This is a genomic window from Streptomyces sp. NPDC006733 (genome assembly GCF_040636125.1).
Lineage (GTDB): Bacteria > Actinomycetota > Actinomycetes > Streptomycetales > Streptomycetaceae > Actinacidiphila.
This window is the reverse complement of sequence record NZ_JBEYJD010000020.1, coordinates 53,764-66,926: the sequence shown is the minus strand read 5'-3', so window position 1 is coordinate 66,926 and position 13,163 is coordinate 53,764. Positions and strand designations below refer to the sequence as shown.

The 13,163-nt window shown below is 72.1% G+C and carries 12 protein-coding genes and 3 tRNA genes; 7 read left to right on the top strand and 8 right to left on the bottom strand.

Annotation, left to right across the window (positions count from 1 at the left end):
* Positions 1-51 precede the first annotated feature (51 nt).
* From ABZ721_RS19300 to ABZ721_RS19290, 3 genes are all read right to left on the bottom strand, one after another.
* Positions 52-882 carry a carbohydrate ABC transporter permease gene (locus ABZ721_RS19300; protein WP_358789823.1) on the bottom strand — a complete coding sequence of 277 codons (831 nt, stop codon included), beginning with the start codon at positions 880-882 and terminating at the stop codon, positions 52-54.
* On the bottom strand, positions 879-1,805 hold the full coding sequence (locus ABZ721_RS19295; RefSeq protein ID WP_358789902.1) for a sugar ABC transporter permease: 927 nt from the start codon (positions 1,803-1,805) through the stop codon (positions 879-881). The genes ABZ721_RS19300 and ABZ721_RS19295 overlap by 4 nt, the downstream gene beginning before the upstream one ends.
* Positions 1,806-1,937: 132 nt before the next feature.
* Complete coding sequence (locus ABZ721_RS19290) at positions 1,938-3,212, bottom strand: extracellular solute-binding protein (RefSeq protein WP_358789822.1); 1,275 nt, start codon at positions 3,210-3,212, stop codon at positions 1,938-1,940.
* 267 nt (positions 3,213-3,479) lie between these two features.
* Between ABZ721_RS19290 and ABZ721_RS19285 the strand changes: the two genes are divergently transcribed.
* Positions 3,480-4,322: a GntR family transcriptional regulator gene (locus ABZ721_RS19285; protein WP_358789821.1), complete on the top strand. Its 843-nt coding sequence runs from the start codon at positions 3,480-3,482 to the stop codon at positions 4,320-4,322.
* A 13-nt stretch (positions 4,323-4,335) separates the two neighbouring features.
* Here ABZ721_RS19285 and ABZ721_RS19280 read toward each other — a convergent pair whose 3' ends face one another.
* Positions 4,336-5,469, bottom strand: coding sequence for an FAD-dependent monooxygenase (locus ABZ721_RS19280; protein ID WP_358789820.1), 1,134 nt, complete (start codon positions 5,467-5,469; stop codon positions 4,336-4,338).
* Between the two features lie 109 nt (positions 5,470-5,578).
* Between ABZ721_RS19280 and ABZ721_RS19275 the strand changes: the two genes are divergently transcribed.
* The 4 genes from ABZ721_RS19275 to ABZ721_RS19260 all read left to right on the top strand — a co-directional run bounded on the left by ABZ721_RS19275 (position 5,579) and on the right by ABZ721_RS19260 (position 6,667).
* A complete protein-coding gene (locus ABZ721_RS19275; RefSeq protein ID WP_358789819.1) occupies positions 5,579-6,166 on the top strand; it encodes a TetR family transcriptional regulator in 588 nt (195 codons plus the stop codon).
* 230 nt (positions 6,167-6,396) lie between these two features.
* Positions 6,397-6,481: transfer RNA gene (locus tag ABZ721_RS19270), tRNA-Ser, on the top strand.
* 10 nt (positions 6,482-6,491) lie between these two features.
* Positions 6,492-6,583, top strand: a tRNA-Ser gene (locus ABZ721_RS19265).
* A 4-nt stretch (positions 6,584-6,587) separates the two neighbouring features.
* A tRNA-Tyr gene (locus tag ABZ721_RS19260) sits at positions 6,588-6,667 on the top strand.
* 63 nt (positions 6,668-6,730) lie between these two features.
* Here the strand turns inward: ABZ721_RS19260 and ABZ721_RS19255 are convergent.
* The 3 genes from ABZ721_RS19255 to ABZ721_RS19245 all read right to left on the bottom strand — a co-directional run bounded on the left by ABZ721_RS19255 (position 6,731) and on the right by ABZ721_RS19245 (position 8,931).
* Entirely contained in the window at positions 6,731-7,192 is a 462-nt protein-coding gene (locus tag ABZ721_RS19255; protein WP_358789818.1) for a hypothetical protein, read from the bottom strand.
* 194 nt (positions 7,193-7,386) lie between these two features.
* Positions 7,387-8,028, bottom strand: coding sequence for a LysE family translocator (locus ABZ721_RS19250; RefSeq protein ID WP_358789901.1), 642 nt, complete (start codon positions 8,026-8,028; stop codon positions 7,387-7,389).
* A 30-nt stretch (positions 8,029-8,058) separates the two neighbouring features.
* The gene (locus tag ABZ721_RS19245) at positions 8,059-8,931 is read right to left on the bottom strand and encodes a helix-turn-helix transcriptional regulator (RefSeq protein WP_358789817.1); all 873 of its coding nucleotides are present in this window, start codon (positions 8,929-8,931) and stop codon (positions 8,059-8,061) included.
* Between the two features lie 115 nt (positions 8,932-9,046).
* Between ABZ721_RS19245 and ABZ721_RS19240 the strand changes: the two genes are divergently transcribed.
* Positions 9,047-10,744: an AMP-binding protein gene (locus ABZ721_RS19240; protein ID WP_358789816.1), complete on the top strand. Its 1,698-nt coding sequence runs from the start codon at positions 9,047-9,049 to the stop codon at positions 10,742-10,744.
* Positions 10,741-12,417, top strand: coding sequence for an AMP-binding protein (locus ABZ721_RS19235; protein ID WP_358789815.1), 1,677 nt, complete (start codon positions 10,741-10,743; stop codon positions 12,415-12,417). Before ABZ721_RS19240 ends, ABZ721_RS19235 begins: the two co-directional genes overlap by 4 nt.
* A gap of 66 nt (positions 12,418-12,483) precedes the next feature.
* Here the strand turns inward: ABZ721_RS19235 and ABZ721_RS19230 are convergent, their stop codons facing one another.
* Complete coding sequence (locus tag ABZ721_RS19230) at positions 12,484-13,149, bottom strand: TetR family transcriptional regulator (RefSeq protein WP_358789814.1); 666 nt, start codon at positions 13,147-13,149, stop codon at positions 12,484-12,486.
* Positions 13,150-13,163: the final 14 nt, after the last annotated feature.

The following is a 13,163-nucleotide window of genomic DNA, read 5'->3' as shown; positions in this document are numbered from 1 at the left end:
AGGTCGGCCTCCAGGCCCGTACGGGATTCGGGTCGTTCCGGTCGGCACGCGTCAGCCCTTGACCGCGCCGGCGGTCATCCCGGAGGTGACGCGGTTCTGCAGGGCCAGGAAGACCACCAGGACGGGGAGCATGAAGAGCGAGGAGGCGGCCATGGTGGCGCCCCAGTCGGTACCGAAGACGTTGCTGAACGAGGAGAGCCAGACCGGCAGTGTCCTGGCGTCCTGGTTCTTGATGATCAGGGTGTTGGCGAACGCGAACTCGTTCCAGGCGGTGATGAACCCGAAGAGCGAGGTGGACAGCAGTCCGGGGGCCAGCAGCGGGAACGTCACCCGGCGGAACGCCTGCGGCCGGGTGCAGCCGTCCACCAGTGCCGCCTCCTCCAGCTCCACCGGGATCGCGGCGAGGAACCCGCGCAGCGTCACGATGGTGAACGGCAGCGTGGTCATGAAGTAGACCAGGGTGAGCATCGACAGCTTGTCGAGCATGTCGGTGTCCCGGGCGATGACGTACATCGGGATCAGCAGCGCCTCCCAGGGCGCCATCTGCGCGGTGAAGACCATCAGGATGAAGGCCCGCCGCCCGCGCCAGCGCATCCGGCCGACCGCGAAGGCGGCCAGGAGCGCGACGACCAGGGAGAGCAGCACCGCGCCGAGGGTGACGGTGAGGCTGTTGCGCCAGAAGGTGCCGAAGCCGTCGGCGTGCACGGCGGCGGAGAAGTGGTCGAGGGTGAGGTGGCGGGGCAGGAACGACGGGGTGTCGGCCTGGATGTCCACGGTCGGCTTGAAGGCGGTCAGCACCATCCAGTAGACGGGGAAGACCGACACCGCGAGGACGAACAGCGCGGCGAGGTTGAGCGGTACCTTGCGCAGCGACCGGGTCACCGGACCTCTCCTTCCTGCTGGAACATGCGGCGCAGGTTGAAGACCAGCGCCACGAGGAGGATCAGCACGGTCAGCGTGGAGACCGCCGAGCCGACGTCGTACTTGTGGAGCGACTGCGCGATCTGGAAGGCGTAGACGGGCAGGGTGGTCGTCGCGCCGTTCGGGCCGCCCGCGCTGATCACCCAGATCTGGGCGAAGCACTTGAAGCACCAGATCACTTCGAGGGACGTGATCAGCGCGAACAGCTGCCGCAGCATGGGGAAGGTGACGTGGCGGAAGACCTGGAAGCTGCCGGCGCCGTCGAGCCGGGCCGACTCGTACAGCTCGGCGGGGATCGTGGTGAGGCCGCCGTAGAGGGTCAGCGCGGCGAACGGCACCGACTGCCAGACGACGAGGGTGACCAGGATGAAGAAGGTCGAGTTCCCGTCGGCGAACCAGGAGTAGTCGCGGTAGGACTCGAACCCGAGGGACACCAGCGCCCAGTTGACCACGCCGAAGCGGGACTGGAAGAGCCACTGGAAGACGGTGGTGGCGGCGATCACCGGCGTCGCCCAGGTCAGGACGAGCCCGCTCATCACGGCCAGCCGCATCCGCTTGCCGAGCCGCGCCAGCATCAGGGCGATCAGGGTGCCGAGCACCATGATCAGGACGACGTTGAGCGCGGTCCACCACAGGGTGCGGCGCACCACCGTCCAGAACTCGGGGTCGTTCAGCACCTCGGAGTAGTTGTCGAACCCGACGAACGCGGCGCCGCCGCGGATCAGTTCACCCAGCCGGAAGTGCTGGAAGGACATCACGGTGTTGCGGATCAGCGGGTACAGCAGGAGGAAGGCCGTGCCCACCACGGTGGGAGCGATCAACAGATACGGCCAGAGGGCGCCGAGCACGGGCCGCCTGCGGCGCGGTGCCGGGGGCGGAGCCACGAGGGCCTGTTGAGGGGGGCGCCGACGGGCGGCGGGGGGTGCAGCGGGCACGGCACTTCTCCTGTTGTCCTGGTGGCGTCTGTCTCGTCAGGCCGGGGCGCCCGCGCGGGGGCGTGCGGGCCGGTCCCCGGTTCAGGAAGCGGTGTTGAGGGCCTTGGTGATGGCTTCGGACGCGGTGCGGGCGGCCGTGGCCGGGTCGGCACCGGTCAGGTACTGCGTCATGTACTGCTTGATCGGGTTGTTCGCCTCGACGGCGGCCCAGTTGGGGGAGTTGGGGGTGCCGTGGCCGTTGGCCGCGCCGACCGCCATCACCGCGCCGCCCTCGTTGCCCGCCAGCGCGCCGGCCAGCGACGTCCGGTTGGGGACGTAGCTCATCTCCTTGGCCATGTCGGTCTGCCACTTCTCACCGGCCAGTGCCTTGACGACCTCGTAGGCCGCGTCCTGGTGCTTCGAGGCCTCCGGGATGATGAGGTCGGAGCCGCCGGTGAAGACCGCGCCGGGCTTGTCGGCGGTCTTGCCGGGGATCGGGAAGAAGCCGATCTTGTCCTTCATCGCCGGGTTGGCCTTGATGATCGCGGCCGCGCCACCGGGGACGGAGATGATCTGGGCGCTCCTGCCCTTGGCGAAGACCTCCGCCTGGAGCGGCTTGGCCTCGTCGGAGTCCTTCGGGCCCTTGCCCAGCGCCTGGAGCTTCTTGTAGAACGCCATCCCGGCCTGTGCCTGGGGCGTGTCGAGGGTGCCCTTCCACCGGTCGCCGTCCTTGACGGCGAACTCACCGCCCTCGTCCCAGACGAAGCCGGCCAGCGCGTACCAGGTCTGCCCGGTCAGGTAGATCCCGTCGTTGCCGCCGGTGTTGAGCTTGGTGGTGTCGGCGATCCACTCGTCGCGGGTCTTGGGCGGGGTGGTGATGCCGGCCTGGGCGAAGAGGTCCTTGTTGTAGACCACGACGCGGTTGGCGGCGTACCAGGGGATGCCGAACTGCTTGCCGTCGATCTTGCCGGGCTCGGCCAGGCCCGGTATCCAGTCCGCGCCCTTGAGGTCGTCGGTCTTCGCGGTCAGGTCCTTGACCCCGCCGCTGGCGGCGTACTGCGCGACCTGGGTGTTGCCGACCTCGATCACGTCCGGCGCGTCCTTGCTCGCCAGGGCACTGGTGATCTTCGCGCCGATGCCGTCCCACTCCTGGATCTGGATCTTGAGGGTGGTGCCGGCGTGGGTCTTCTCGAAGTCGGTCTTGAAGCGCTCCAGGAAGGGGTCGGAGACGCTCCCCTTCATGATCCACACGGTGAGCTCGGCGGGGCTCTTGCCGTCGCCCGCCGTGTCCGACGAGTCGGCGGAAGAGCTGCAGGCGCTCAGGCCGGCCACGGCGATCGCGAGTGCCGCGGTGCCTGCAAGGAGTCTGGTTCTCACGGGGTCTGTCACCTCGAATAGGAGCGGCGGAACTTACCACTTCACAACTGGTCTGGTGCTGGTTGGAGAAGGTGGCATAGACCAGTGGAGCCGTCAAGACCTCGTGCAGACAAAGGGTTGAGCGCCGGTTGCCGCCGGATCCTCCCCTTCGGGAGCGGACCGGCCTGGCGTACTGGTCAGGATCTGGATAGCCTCCAGGGGAGGGACTGGACAGGACAGCAGCCCGGACGCGCCGGGGCGGCACCCGGACGGCACGAAGGAGTGAGCATGGGAAGCGAGTCGCCACGGTCGGCGCTCAAGCGAGAACGGGTGCGGGACTACCTGTTGGAGCTCGTCGAATCCCAGCTGCCCGGAGACCCGATCCCCTCGGAGCGGACGCTGTGCGAGCAGCTGTCGGTCTCCCGCCCGACGCTGCGCTCCGCGGTCGACGAACTGGTCAACACCGGACTGATCGTCCGGGAGCACGGGCGCGGGATGTTCGTGGCGCCCACCAAGATCACCCAGGAACTGGTGGCGGACGAGCACTCGTTCTCGGTGCCGAAGGCGTCGGGCACCTGGTCCAGCCGGGTCCTGGAACTGACCACCGTGCAGGCGGGGGCGCGGGTGGGCCGCAAGCTGCACATCTCACCGGCGGCCGAGATTACCTACATCGCGCGGCTGCGGCTCGTCGACGGCGAGCCGATGGCGATCGAGTACCTGCACGTGCCGGCCGTCCTCGTGCCCGGCCTGCGGGCGCAGGACATGGAGTCCGGGGACTTCTACCAGTTCCTGCGCGACCGGCACCGGGTGCGCATCCACGAGGCGGTGCAGTCCATCGAGCCGACCGTCACCAACGAGGTCGAGGCCCGGCTGCTGGGCGTGCCGCTGCTCTCCCCGGCGCTGCTCTTCGAGCGCCTCACCAAGGACGACACCGGCCGCCCGGTCGAGTACGTCCACTCGCTCTACCGCGGCGACCGCTACCGCATCGTCTCGCGCCTCGCCCTCGGCGAGGCCGGGGCCCCGGGCCCGGACGCCGCCGCCCGCCACCACCCCGGCATCCCGCCGGGCGACCTCGCGGGGCGCGGCGACGTCCCCTCGTCGATGGTGGGCGACGTGCAGCCGGCGGTGTGACGCAGGGCGCGGTTCAGCGGTAGTCGAGCTCGGCCAGCTCGGTGGTGAGCCGGGTGCGGAAGGCCGGGACGCGGCCGGCCACCGGCAGCAGCAGGTTGCGCGCCGTGCGGAGCAGGGGGTTGCGGGTGGTGGCGATCCGGGTCATGCGGTCGGTGAACGCGACGACCCGCTCGGCGACCGGACGGCGCTGCGCCTCGTAGCCGTCCAGCCGGTCCTCGGCGAGGGCGCGGCCGAGCGCGAAGGCGTCCTGGATGCCGGTGTTCATGCCCTGGCCGCCGGCCGGGCTGTGCACGTGCGCGGCGTCCCCGGCCAGCAGCAGCCGGCCGTTGCGGTAGGAGTCGGCGACCCGGTGGTGCACGCGGAAGCGCGAGCTCCACACCAGCCCGGTGACCTTCGCCTGGCCGGGCGCCCGCTCGTCCAGGACGCGCTGGACGTAGGCGGCGTCCGGCTCCCTGGGGGCGTCGTCGACGGTGGCGACGACGCGGTAGCGGTCCTGCGGCAGCGGGGCGATGACGACCAGCCCCGCCGCGTGGAACTGCAGCGCCACCTCGGCGCGGCCCGGCGCCCACTCCATCGTCACGTCGGCGAGCACGAACGACTGCTCGTACGCGCTGCCCGTGAAGCCGATGCCGGCCGCCTCGCGGACGACGCTGTGCATGCCGTCCGCGCCGACCGCGTACGCGGCGCGCAGCGTCTCGCCGGTGGCCATCGTCAGCGTCACCCCGTCCTCGTCCTGCTCGGCCTTGGCGACCTCGTACGGGCGGTGCACGTCGCCGCCGAGCTCGCGCAGCCGCGCCAGCAGGACGGCCTCGGTGTCGTACTGCGGCACCAGCAGCGTGTACGGGTGCGGGGTCGGCAGCCGGCCGAAGTCCAGCGCGGCCAGCGCGCGGCGGCCGTCCCGGACGCGGAACCGCTCGACGACCAGCCCGCGTTCGACCAGGGCGGCCGAGGCTCCCAGCTCGTCCAGCACCTCGAGCGTCCGGGCGTGCACCACGCCGGCGCGGGAGGTGTTGGCGCCCTCGGCGAGCCGGTCCAGCAGGACGAAGTCCACGCCGGCCCCGGCCAGCGTGACGGCCAGCGCGAGCCCGGTCGGGCCCGCGCCGACGATCGCGACGCGGGTGGTGGCGGGGAGTGCGGCGGCGGTCATGTGGTGCCCCCTCTCGACAGCGTTGCCAACGGTTGTTGGCCAACGTCTGTGGACATGGTGCGCCGGGGCTCGCTGGCTTGTCAACGCTTGTTGGCCTACGCTTGTTGATGTGACCGGAACAGAGAAGCCGCGCCGCTCGGACCAGACGAAATCCGCCATCCTCACCGCCGCCCGCGAGCGCTTCGCCGGTCACGGCTACGAGCGCACCACCATCCGCGCCGTCGCCGCCGACGCGGGCATCGACCCGTCGATGGTGATGCGCTACTTCGGCAGCAAGGAGGGCCTGTTCGAGGCGGCCCTCGCCATCGACCTGCGGCTGCCGGACCTCACCGCCGTACCGCCCGCCGAACTGCCGCGCGCGCTGGTCCGGCACTTCCTGGACCGCTGGGAGGGCGACCCCACCGACGACGCGCTCCTCGTCCTGCTGCGCTCGGCCGTCACCAACGACCAGGCCGCCGCCCGCATGCGCGACATCTTCGCCCGGCAGGTGGCCCCCGCCCTCGTCCCGGCGCTGGCCGCCGCGGGCCCGGAGACCGCCCGCCGGGCGGGCCTCGTCTCCGCCCAGCTCCTCGGCCTCGCCCTGACCCGCTACCTGCTGCGCCTGCCGGCCGTCACCGCCCTGACGGCGGACGAGATCGAGACCGCGTACGCCCCGGCGATCGCGGCCCTGCTGGGCGAGGGGCAGCCCGCCGGATAATCCGTTGCCCCGGCGGACGCCGCCCGGCACAGTGGTGACACCACCGACGAGGCACGAGGGGAGCGCACGATGAACGTCCAGGCCGGTTCGCCGCGTTATCAGCGCTCTTCCAGTACCCGTTCCCAGCGCGGGAGCCTCGGGCAGGCCGCATAGCCACCGGTGACAGCCGTCACCGAGCCGCCTGCGGGAACCCCCGCCAGGGCGGCTTCTCCATTGCCGCCCCACCCTGTGGAGAGTTGGCCGAGTGGTAAGGCAGCGGCTTGCTAAGCCGTAGTCGGGTGTGAGCCCGCGCGCGTTCGATCCGCGCACTCTCCGCGTACGTCATGGAGGAGCCAGCCGAGAGGCGGCGCCGGCCGCGGTCCCGAAAACCGTCGGGGTGTGTGAGCACCCGTGTGGGTTCGACCCCCACCTCCTCCGCTCCGGGCGAACCGGGAATCGGTGATCCCAAGGGCCTGTAAAGCCCCCGCTTCGGCTGTGGAGGTTCGAATCCTCCTTCGCCCACCCGGAATCGCGGCGCACGCGGCCACCGTGCGCCACCATCGCGGTGCGCCACCACCGCGCGCGTCAGCGCTTTATCGTGTGGCCGCCGATGCCCGTCAGCCGGCCGGGGCCGCGGACGCCGTCCTCGTACCACCAGAAGCTCAGTCCGACGGCGGCGACGATGAAGCCGCCGACGGAGCCGAGGGCGATCAGGCCGCTGAGGCCCCCGCCCGGCTCGCCGAGGTGCCGGCCGCCGAGGTGGTGGATGGTGAGCCCCGACACGAGCATCGAGGCGCTGCCCGCCAGCGCCGTCAGCAGCCACGCCCAACGGCGCGCCCGGGTCGCGGGGATGGAGAAGACCGTGTACGTGAGCGAGGTCCGGCAGGTCTCGCAGGCCAGGGTGCACGACTGGCACCCCTTGGAGGGGCGCTCGACGGGGATCTCGAAGGTCGCCGGGCGGTGCTCGGTGTAGTTGCCGATGCGTTCCGACGAGAGCAGATGTGCGTATCGGGACTGGGGATATTGTCCTAAACGGCGCTTGCCCACCGCGGCTCCTTGACGTCTGGTGCTGCGGGCAAGGGTAGGCGTCAACGGGGCGGCGGCATAGGGAAGTTGAGGATTGAAGCAGACGCGGCGCGAGGTATGGGCCGACACGCGAGGTATCGCCGGGGGGGGTGCCCACGCACGGACGCACGGACGGTCCTGCGGGCGGACAGGCGGGGACGGCCGCGGGCCGCCGGTCAGTCCGTCCGGCCGGTGACCGCGACCGTGACGCCGAGGCCGATCATCGCCAGGCCGCCCGTGCCGCCGATGGCGGCGAGGCGGCGCGGGGAGCGCGCGAACCAGGTGCGGGCGGCGGACGCGGTCAGCGCCCACAGGCTGTCGAAGACCAGCGCGGTCAGGCTGAACACCATGCCCAGGACGAGCATCTGCAGCGGGACGCGGCCTGCGGAGCGGTCCACGAACTGCGGGAGCACGGCCGCGAAGAACACCATCGTCTTGGGGTTGGTCACGCCCACCACGAACCCCTCCCACAGGGTCCGCAGCCCGCTGCGCGCGCCGCCGCCGGGGACGTCCTGCGCCATGGTCAGGTCACGGCGGTGCCGCAGCGCCTTCACCCCGAGGAGGACCAGGTACGCCGCGCCGGCCAGCTTCAGGGCCAGGAAGACCGCCGCGGAGCCCGCCACGAGCGAGCCGAGCCCGAGCGACACCGCCACGACCAGGACGTAGGAGCCCACCGTGTTGCCGAGCACGCTCTCCAGGGCCGTGCGGCGGCCGTGGGCCAGCGCCCGGCCGAGGACGAACAGCACGCTGGGACCCGGTATCAGGATCAGCAGCACGGACATCGCGGCGAACGCCAGCAGGCGGTCGGTCGACACCAACACCCTCACCTCCGAGACACACCGGGTCGGTCAGGGAAGCAGCCCTGCCCGGCGCGCGGACACTACCGCCTCCAGCCGGGTGTGAGCACCCAGTTTTCGCATCGCGGAACGCAGATAGCTCTTGACGGTCTCCGGCCGCAGCCCCAGCCGCTGCGCGGCGGCGGCGTTCGTCGCGCCCGAGGCCACCGCGGCGAGCACGTCGAGCTCGCGCGGCGCGAGCGGGGAGAGCGGCGCCGCCGGGGGTAGCTCGCGGGCCGCGGAGCCCTCGCGCCCCGCCGTCCCCGCCGCCCCCGACGCGGCGGCGATCCGGCCGCAGGCGGTCAGCAGCGCCTGCCGCAGCCGGGGGTCGCCGATCAGCGGGGCGAGGGCGCGCAGCTCGCCGTGCGCCTCGCGGACCTCCTCCCAGGCCCCCGGGTCGACCGCGACCGGCTGGTGGAGGAGGGCCAGCAGCCGGTGCGCCTCGTCGCGGACCGCGAGGGACTGCTCCAGCTCGCGCGCCGCGGCCACGGCGGCGGTCAGCGGCCGGTCCCCGAGCGTCATCGGCTGGCGCAGCGCGCCGTACAGCACGCCGCGGACGCGGCTGCGGACGACCACCGGCACCGCCAGCACCGACCGCAGGCCCTCGGCGGCGACGGCCTGGTCGTACTCGTGGCTGATGACGCGCGACGCGTGGTAGTCGGTCACGGAGAACGGCCGGGACAGCGCGATGGCCTTGCCGCCCAGGCCGTTGCCCGCGGTGATCGCCAGGGTGCGCAGGGCGGAGGTCTCCGTGCCGGACAGCTCCGAGATCCGCAGCTGCCGCCCGCCCGACAGCAGCCCGCCGAAGGCGACCGGCAGCCCGCCGGCCCGCCGCATGCGCAGCAGGGCCGCCCGTACGTCGGCGGCCTCGCCCGTTTCCGTCACGTCACTCCCTCACCCCGAAGTCACTCCTTCAGCCCGACACCCCCGTCCGGGGGTGGTGGGACCCGGGCCGCTGGATGGACGATGCTACTCAGCGGTCGAGCACTGAGGAGGGCACATGACGGCGAGCGGTGCGACGACTGGCGGGACCGAGGGGCCGACGGAGCAGTTCCGGGCGGCCCGGGACTTCCTGCTGCGGCACCGCGAGGAGTACCGGGCGGCCTACGCGGGGTTCCGCTGGCCCGAGCCCGAGTACTTCAACTGGGCGCTGGACTGGTTCGACGCGATCGCCCGGGACAACGACCGCACCGCGCTGTGGATCGTGGAGGAGGACGGCTCGGAGGGCCTCTACTCCTTCGCCGAGCTGGCCGACCGGTCGAACCGGGTCGCGGGCCACCTCAGGAGCCTGGGGGTGCGGGCCGGCGACCGGATCGTCGTCATGCTCGGCAACCAGGTCGAGCTGTGGGAGACCGCGCTCGCCGCGATGAAGCTGCGTGCCGTCGTCATCCCCGCCACCCCGCTGCTCGGTCCCGCCGACCTGGCGGACCGCATCGAGCGCGGCGGCGCCCGGCACGTCGTGGTGCGGGCCGAGGACACCGCCAAGTTCGCCGACGTGCCGGGGGAGTACACCCGGGTGGTGGCCGGCGGCGAGGCCCTGGACTGGCACCCCTACGAGGAGGCGTACGCGAGCCCGGCGGGCTTCACGCCGGACGGCCCCACCAGGGCGTCCGATCCGCTGATGCTCTACTTCACCTCCGGCACCACCGCCCGGCCCAAGCTCGTCGAGCACACCCACATCTCGTACCCCGTCGGCCACCTGGCCACCATGTACTGGATCGGCCTCCAGCCGGGGGACGTGCACCTCAACATCTCCTCGCCCGGCTGGGCCAAGCACGCGTGGAGCAACCTCTTCGCCCCCTGGAACGCCGAGGCGACGGTCTTCATCCACAACTACACCCGCTTCGACGCGGCCCGGCTGATGGCGGAGATGGACCGCTGCGAGGTGACCAGCTTCTGCGCCCCGCCGACCGTGTGGCGGATGCTGATCCAGGCGGACCTCAGCGCGCTGCGCACCCCGCCGCGCGAGGTGGTCGCGGCGGGCGAGCCGCTGAACCCCGAGGTCATCGAGCACGTCCGGCGGGCCTGGGGCGTCACCATCCGGGACGGCTTCGGGCAGACGGAGACCGCGGTGCAGGTGGCCAACAGCCCCGGCCAGCCGCTCAAGACCGGCTCGATGGGCCGCCCGAGCCCCGGCTACGTGGTCGCGCTCGTCGACCCGCTGACCGGCGAGCCGGGCGACGAGGGCGAGATCTGCCTCGACCTCACCCACCGCCCGGTGGGGCTGATGACCGGCTACGCGGGGGACGAGGAGCGCACCGCGGCGGCGATGGCGGACGGCTACTACCGCACCGGCGACATCGGCTCGCGCGACGCCGACGGCTACATCACCTACGTCGGCCGCTCCGACGACGTGTTCAAGGCGTCGGACTACAAGATCTCCCCGTTCGAGCTGGAGAGCGTGCTGCTGGAGCACGAGGCGGTCGCCGAGGCCGCCGTCGTCCCGGCCCCCGACCCGTTGCGGCTCGCCGTGCCGAAGGCGTACGTCGTGCTCGCGGCGGGCTGGGAGCCGGGCGCGGAGACCGCGAAGGCGATCTTCGCGCACTCCCGCGCGGCGCTCGCGCCGTACAAGCGCATCCGCCGCCTGGAGTTCGCGGACCTGCCCAAGACCGTCTCCGGCAAGATCCGCCGGATCGAGCTGCGGGAGGCCACCGCCCGGGACGGCGGCGCGGAGTACCGCGAGGAGGACCACCGATGACGGCGACCGGGCCGATACCGCGGGCCGAACTGTCCTACGCTAGCGGCACCGGAACCACCGCGCTGCTCGGCGACACCATCGGCCGCAACCTGGACCGGGCGATCGCCGCGTACCCCGGACGCGAGGCGCTGGTGGACGTGCCGACCGGCCGCCGCTGGACGTACACCGAGTTCGGCCGGGCCGTCGACGAGGTGGCGCTCGGGCTGGCGGCCAAGGGCGTGGTCCGGGGCGACCGGGTCGGGATCTGGGCGGTCAACTGCCCGGAGTGGGTGCTCGTGCAGTACGCGACGGCCCGGCTCGGCGCCGTCATGGTCAACATCAATCCGGCGTACCGGGTGCACGAGCTGGAGTTCGTCCTCCAGCAGGCCGGCATCGCGGTGCTGATCGCCTCGACCGCGTACAAGGGCAGCGACTACCGGGCGATGACGGAGCAGGTGCGCGGCGGCTGCCCGCTGCTGCGCGAGGTCGTGTACATCGGCGACCCGGGCTGGGACGAACTGCTGGCGGCCGGGGAGCTGGTGCCCGCCGGGCACCTGGCCGCGTGCGAGGCGGCGAACAGCTGCGACGACCCGGTCAACATCCAGTACACCTCGGGCACCACCGGCTTCCCCAAGGGCGCCACGCTCTCGCACCACAACATCCTCAACAACGGTTATTTCGTCGGCGAGATGATCGGCTACACCGAGCACGACCGGGTCTGCCTGCCCGTGCCGTTCTACCACTGCTTCGGCATGGTCATGGGCAATCTGGGGGCCACCAGCCACGGCGCCTGCGTCGTCATCCCGGCCCCCGCGTTCGACCCGGTCGCCACCCTGCACGCGGTCGAACGCGAGCGCTGCACCTCGCTCTACGGGGTGCCGACGATGTTCATCGCCGAACTGGACCTGCCGGACTTCGCGACCTTCGACCTGTCGTCGCTGCGCACCGGGATCATGGCCGGGTCGCCATGCCCCGTCGAGGTGATGAAGCGGGTGGTCGCCGAGATGCACATGGCCGAGGTGTCCATCGCCTACGGCATGACGGAGACGTCGCCCGTCTCCACCCAGACCCGGCGCGAGGACGATCTGGAGCGCCGCACCGCCACCGTCGGCCGTGTCCTGCCGCACCTGGAGGTGAAGGTCATCGACCCGGCGACCGGCGCGACGGTGCCGCGCGGCACGACCGGTGAGCTGTGCACCCGCGGCTACTCGGTGATGCTGGGGTACTGGGAGGAGCCGGAGCGGACCGCCGAGGCGATCGACGCGGCGCGCTGGATGCACACCGGGGACCTGGCGGTGATGCGCCCCGACGGCTACCTGTCCGTCGTCGGACGGATCAAGGACATGATCATCCGGGGTGGGGAGAACGTCTACCCGCGGGAGGTCGAGGAGTTCCTGCACGCCCACCCGAAGATCGCCGATGTGCAGGTCGTCGGGGTGCCGGACGAGCGGTACGGCGAGGAGATCCTGGCCTGCGTGGTGCTGCGCGACCCCGCGGAGCCGCTCACCCTGGAGGAGCTCGACGCCTTCTGCCGCGGCCGGCTCGCGCACTACAAGATCCCGCGCCGGCTGCGGCTGCTGGAGACCTTCCCGATGACGGTCAGCGGCAAGATACGCAAGATCGAGCTGCGCGAGGACGCGGTGCGGGCGGACGCGGTCTCCGGAGGCGCGGTCGGTGAGGGCGCGGGTTCGTGACGACGCGGGTCGGTGAGGGCGCGGGTTCGTGAGGGCGCGGTTCGTGAGGACGCGGCCCGGGGGATGTCAGCCGAAGCGGGCGGCCAGGCCCTGCCGCAGTAGGCCGAAGGCCAGGTCGAGTTCCGCGACCGCCTCGGGATGGACCTCGTCGGCGCTGCGGCCGTCCGCGAGCTTCCGCCAGTTGGCCTGCGCCAGCACCCGGTGCACGGAGATGATCTGCGCCGCCGCGAGCTGCGGCAGCAGGTCGCCGGACGCCGCGGCGGACGCCTCCCGCAGCGCCCCGGCCAGCGCTTCCTGATCGCGGACGGTGTACTCGGCCAGCCGCGCCACCAGGCTGGGCGCCGAGTAGAGCAGCGCGAGGTACGCCAGTACCTCCGGGCTGTCGTTGAGCCCGCTGACCGGGTCGCGGGCGTCGAGGCCCGCCGCGCAGTGCCGGTGCAGCGCCGTGAGCGGGGGCCGGTCCCCGGCGGCGTCCCGCACCACCCGGGCGAACTCGCCCTCGTGGTCGGCGAACCGGTGCAGCGCCAGGTCCTCCTTGGCGGGGAAGTACCGGAAGAGCGTCGGCTTGGACACCTCGGCCGCGGCGGCGATCTCGGCGACCGGCACCTGGTCGAACCCGCGCCGCAGGAACAGCTCGATGGCCGTGTCGGAGATGTTCTGCCGCGTCCTGGCCTTCTTCAGCTCCCGCAGGCCGCCCGGTCGGCCTGCCCCGTTCCCGTCCGTCTCGTCCATGGCGCCGATCCTAG

Coding starts and splice junctions, on each gene's coding strand:
- ABZ721_RS19285 (WP_358789821.1), top strand. CDS start 3,480: ATGGGAAGCGAGTCGCCACGGTCGGCGCTCAAGCGAGAACGGGTGCGG.
- ABZ721_RS19280 (WP_358789820.1), bottom strand. CDS start 5,469: ATGACCGCCGCCGCACTCCCCGCCACCACCCGCGTCGCGATCGTCGGC.
- ABZ721_RS19240 (WP_358789816.1), top strand. CDS start 9,047: ATGACGGCGAGCGGTGCGACGACTGGCGGGACCGAGGGGCCGACGGAG.
- ABZ721_RS19235 (WP_358789815.1), top strand. CDS start 10,741: ATGACGGCGACCGGGCCGATACCGCGGGCCGAACTGTCCTACGCTAGC.
- ABZ721_RS19230 (WP_358789814.1), bottom strand. CDS start 13,149: ATGGACGAGACGGACGGGAACGGGGCAGGCCGACCGGGCGGCCTGCGG.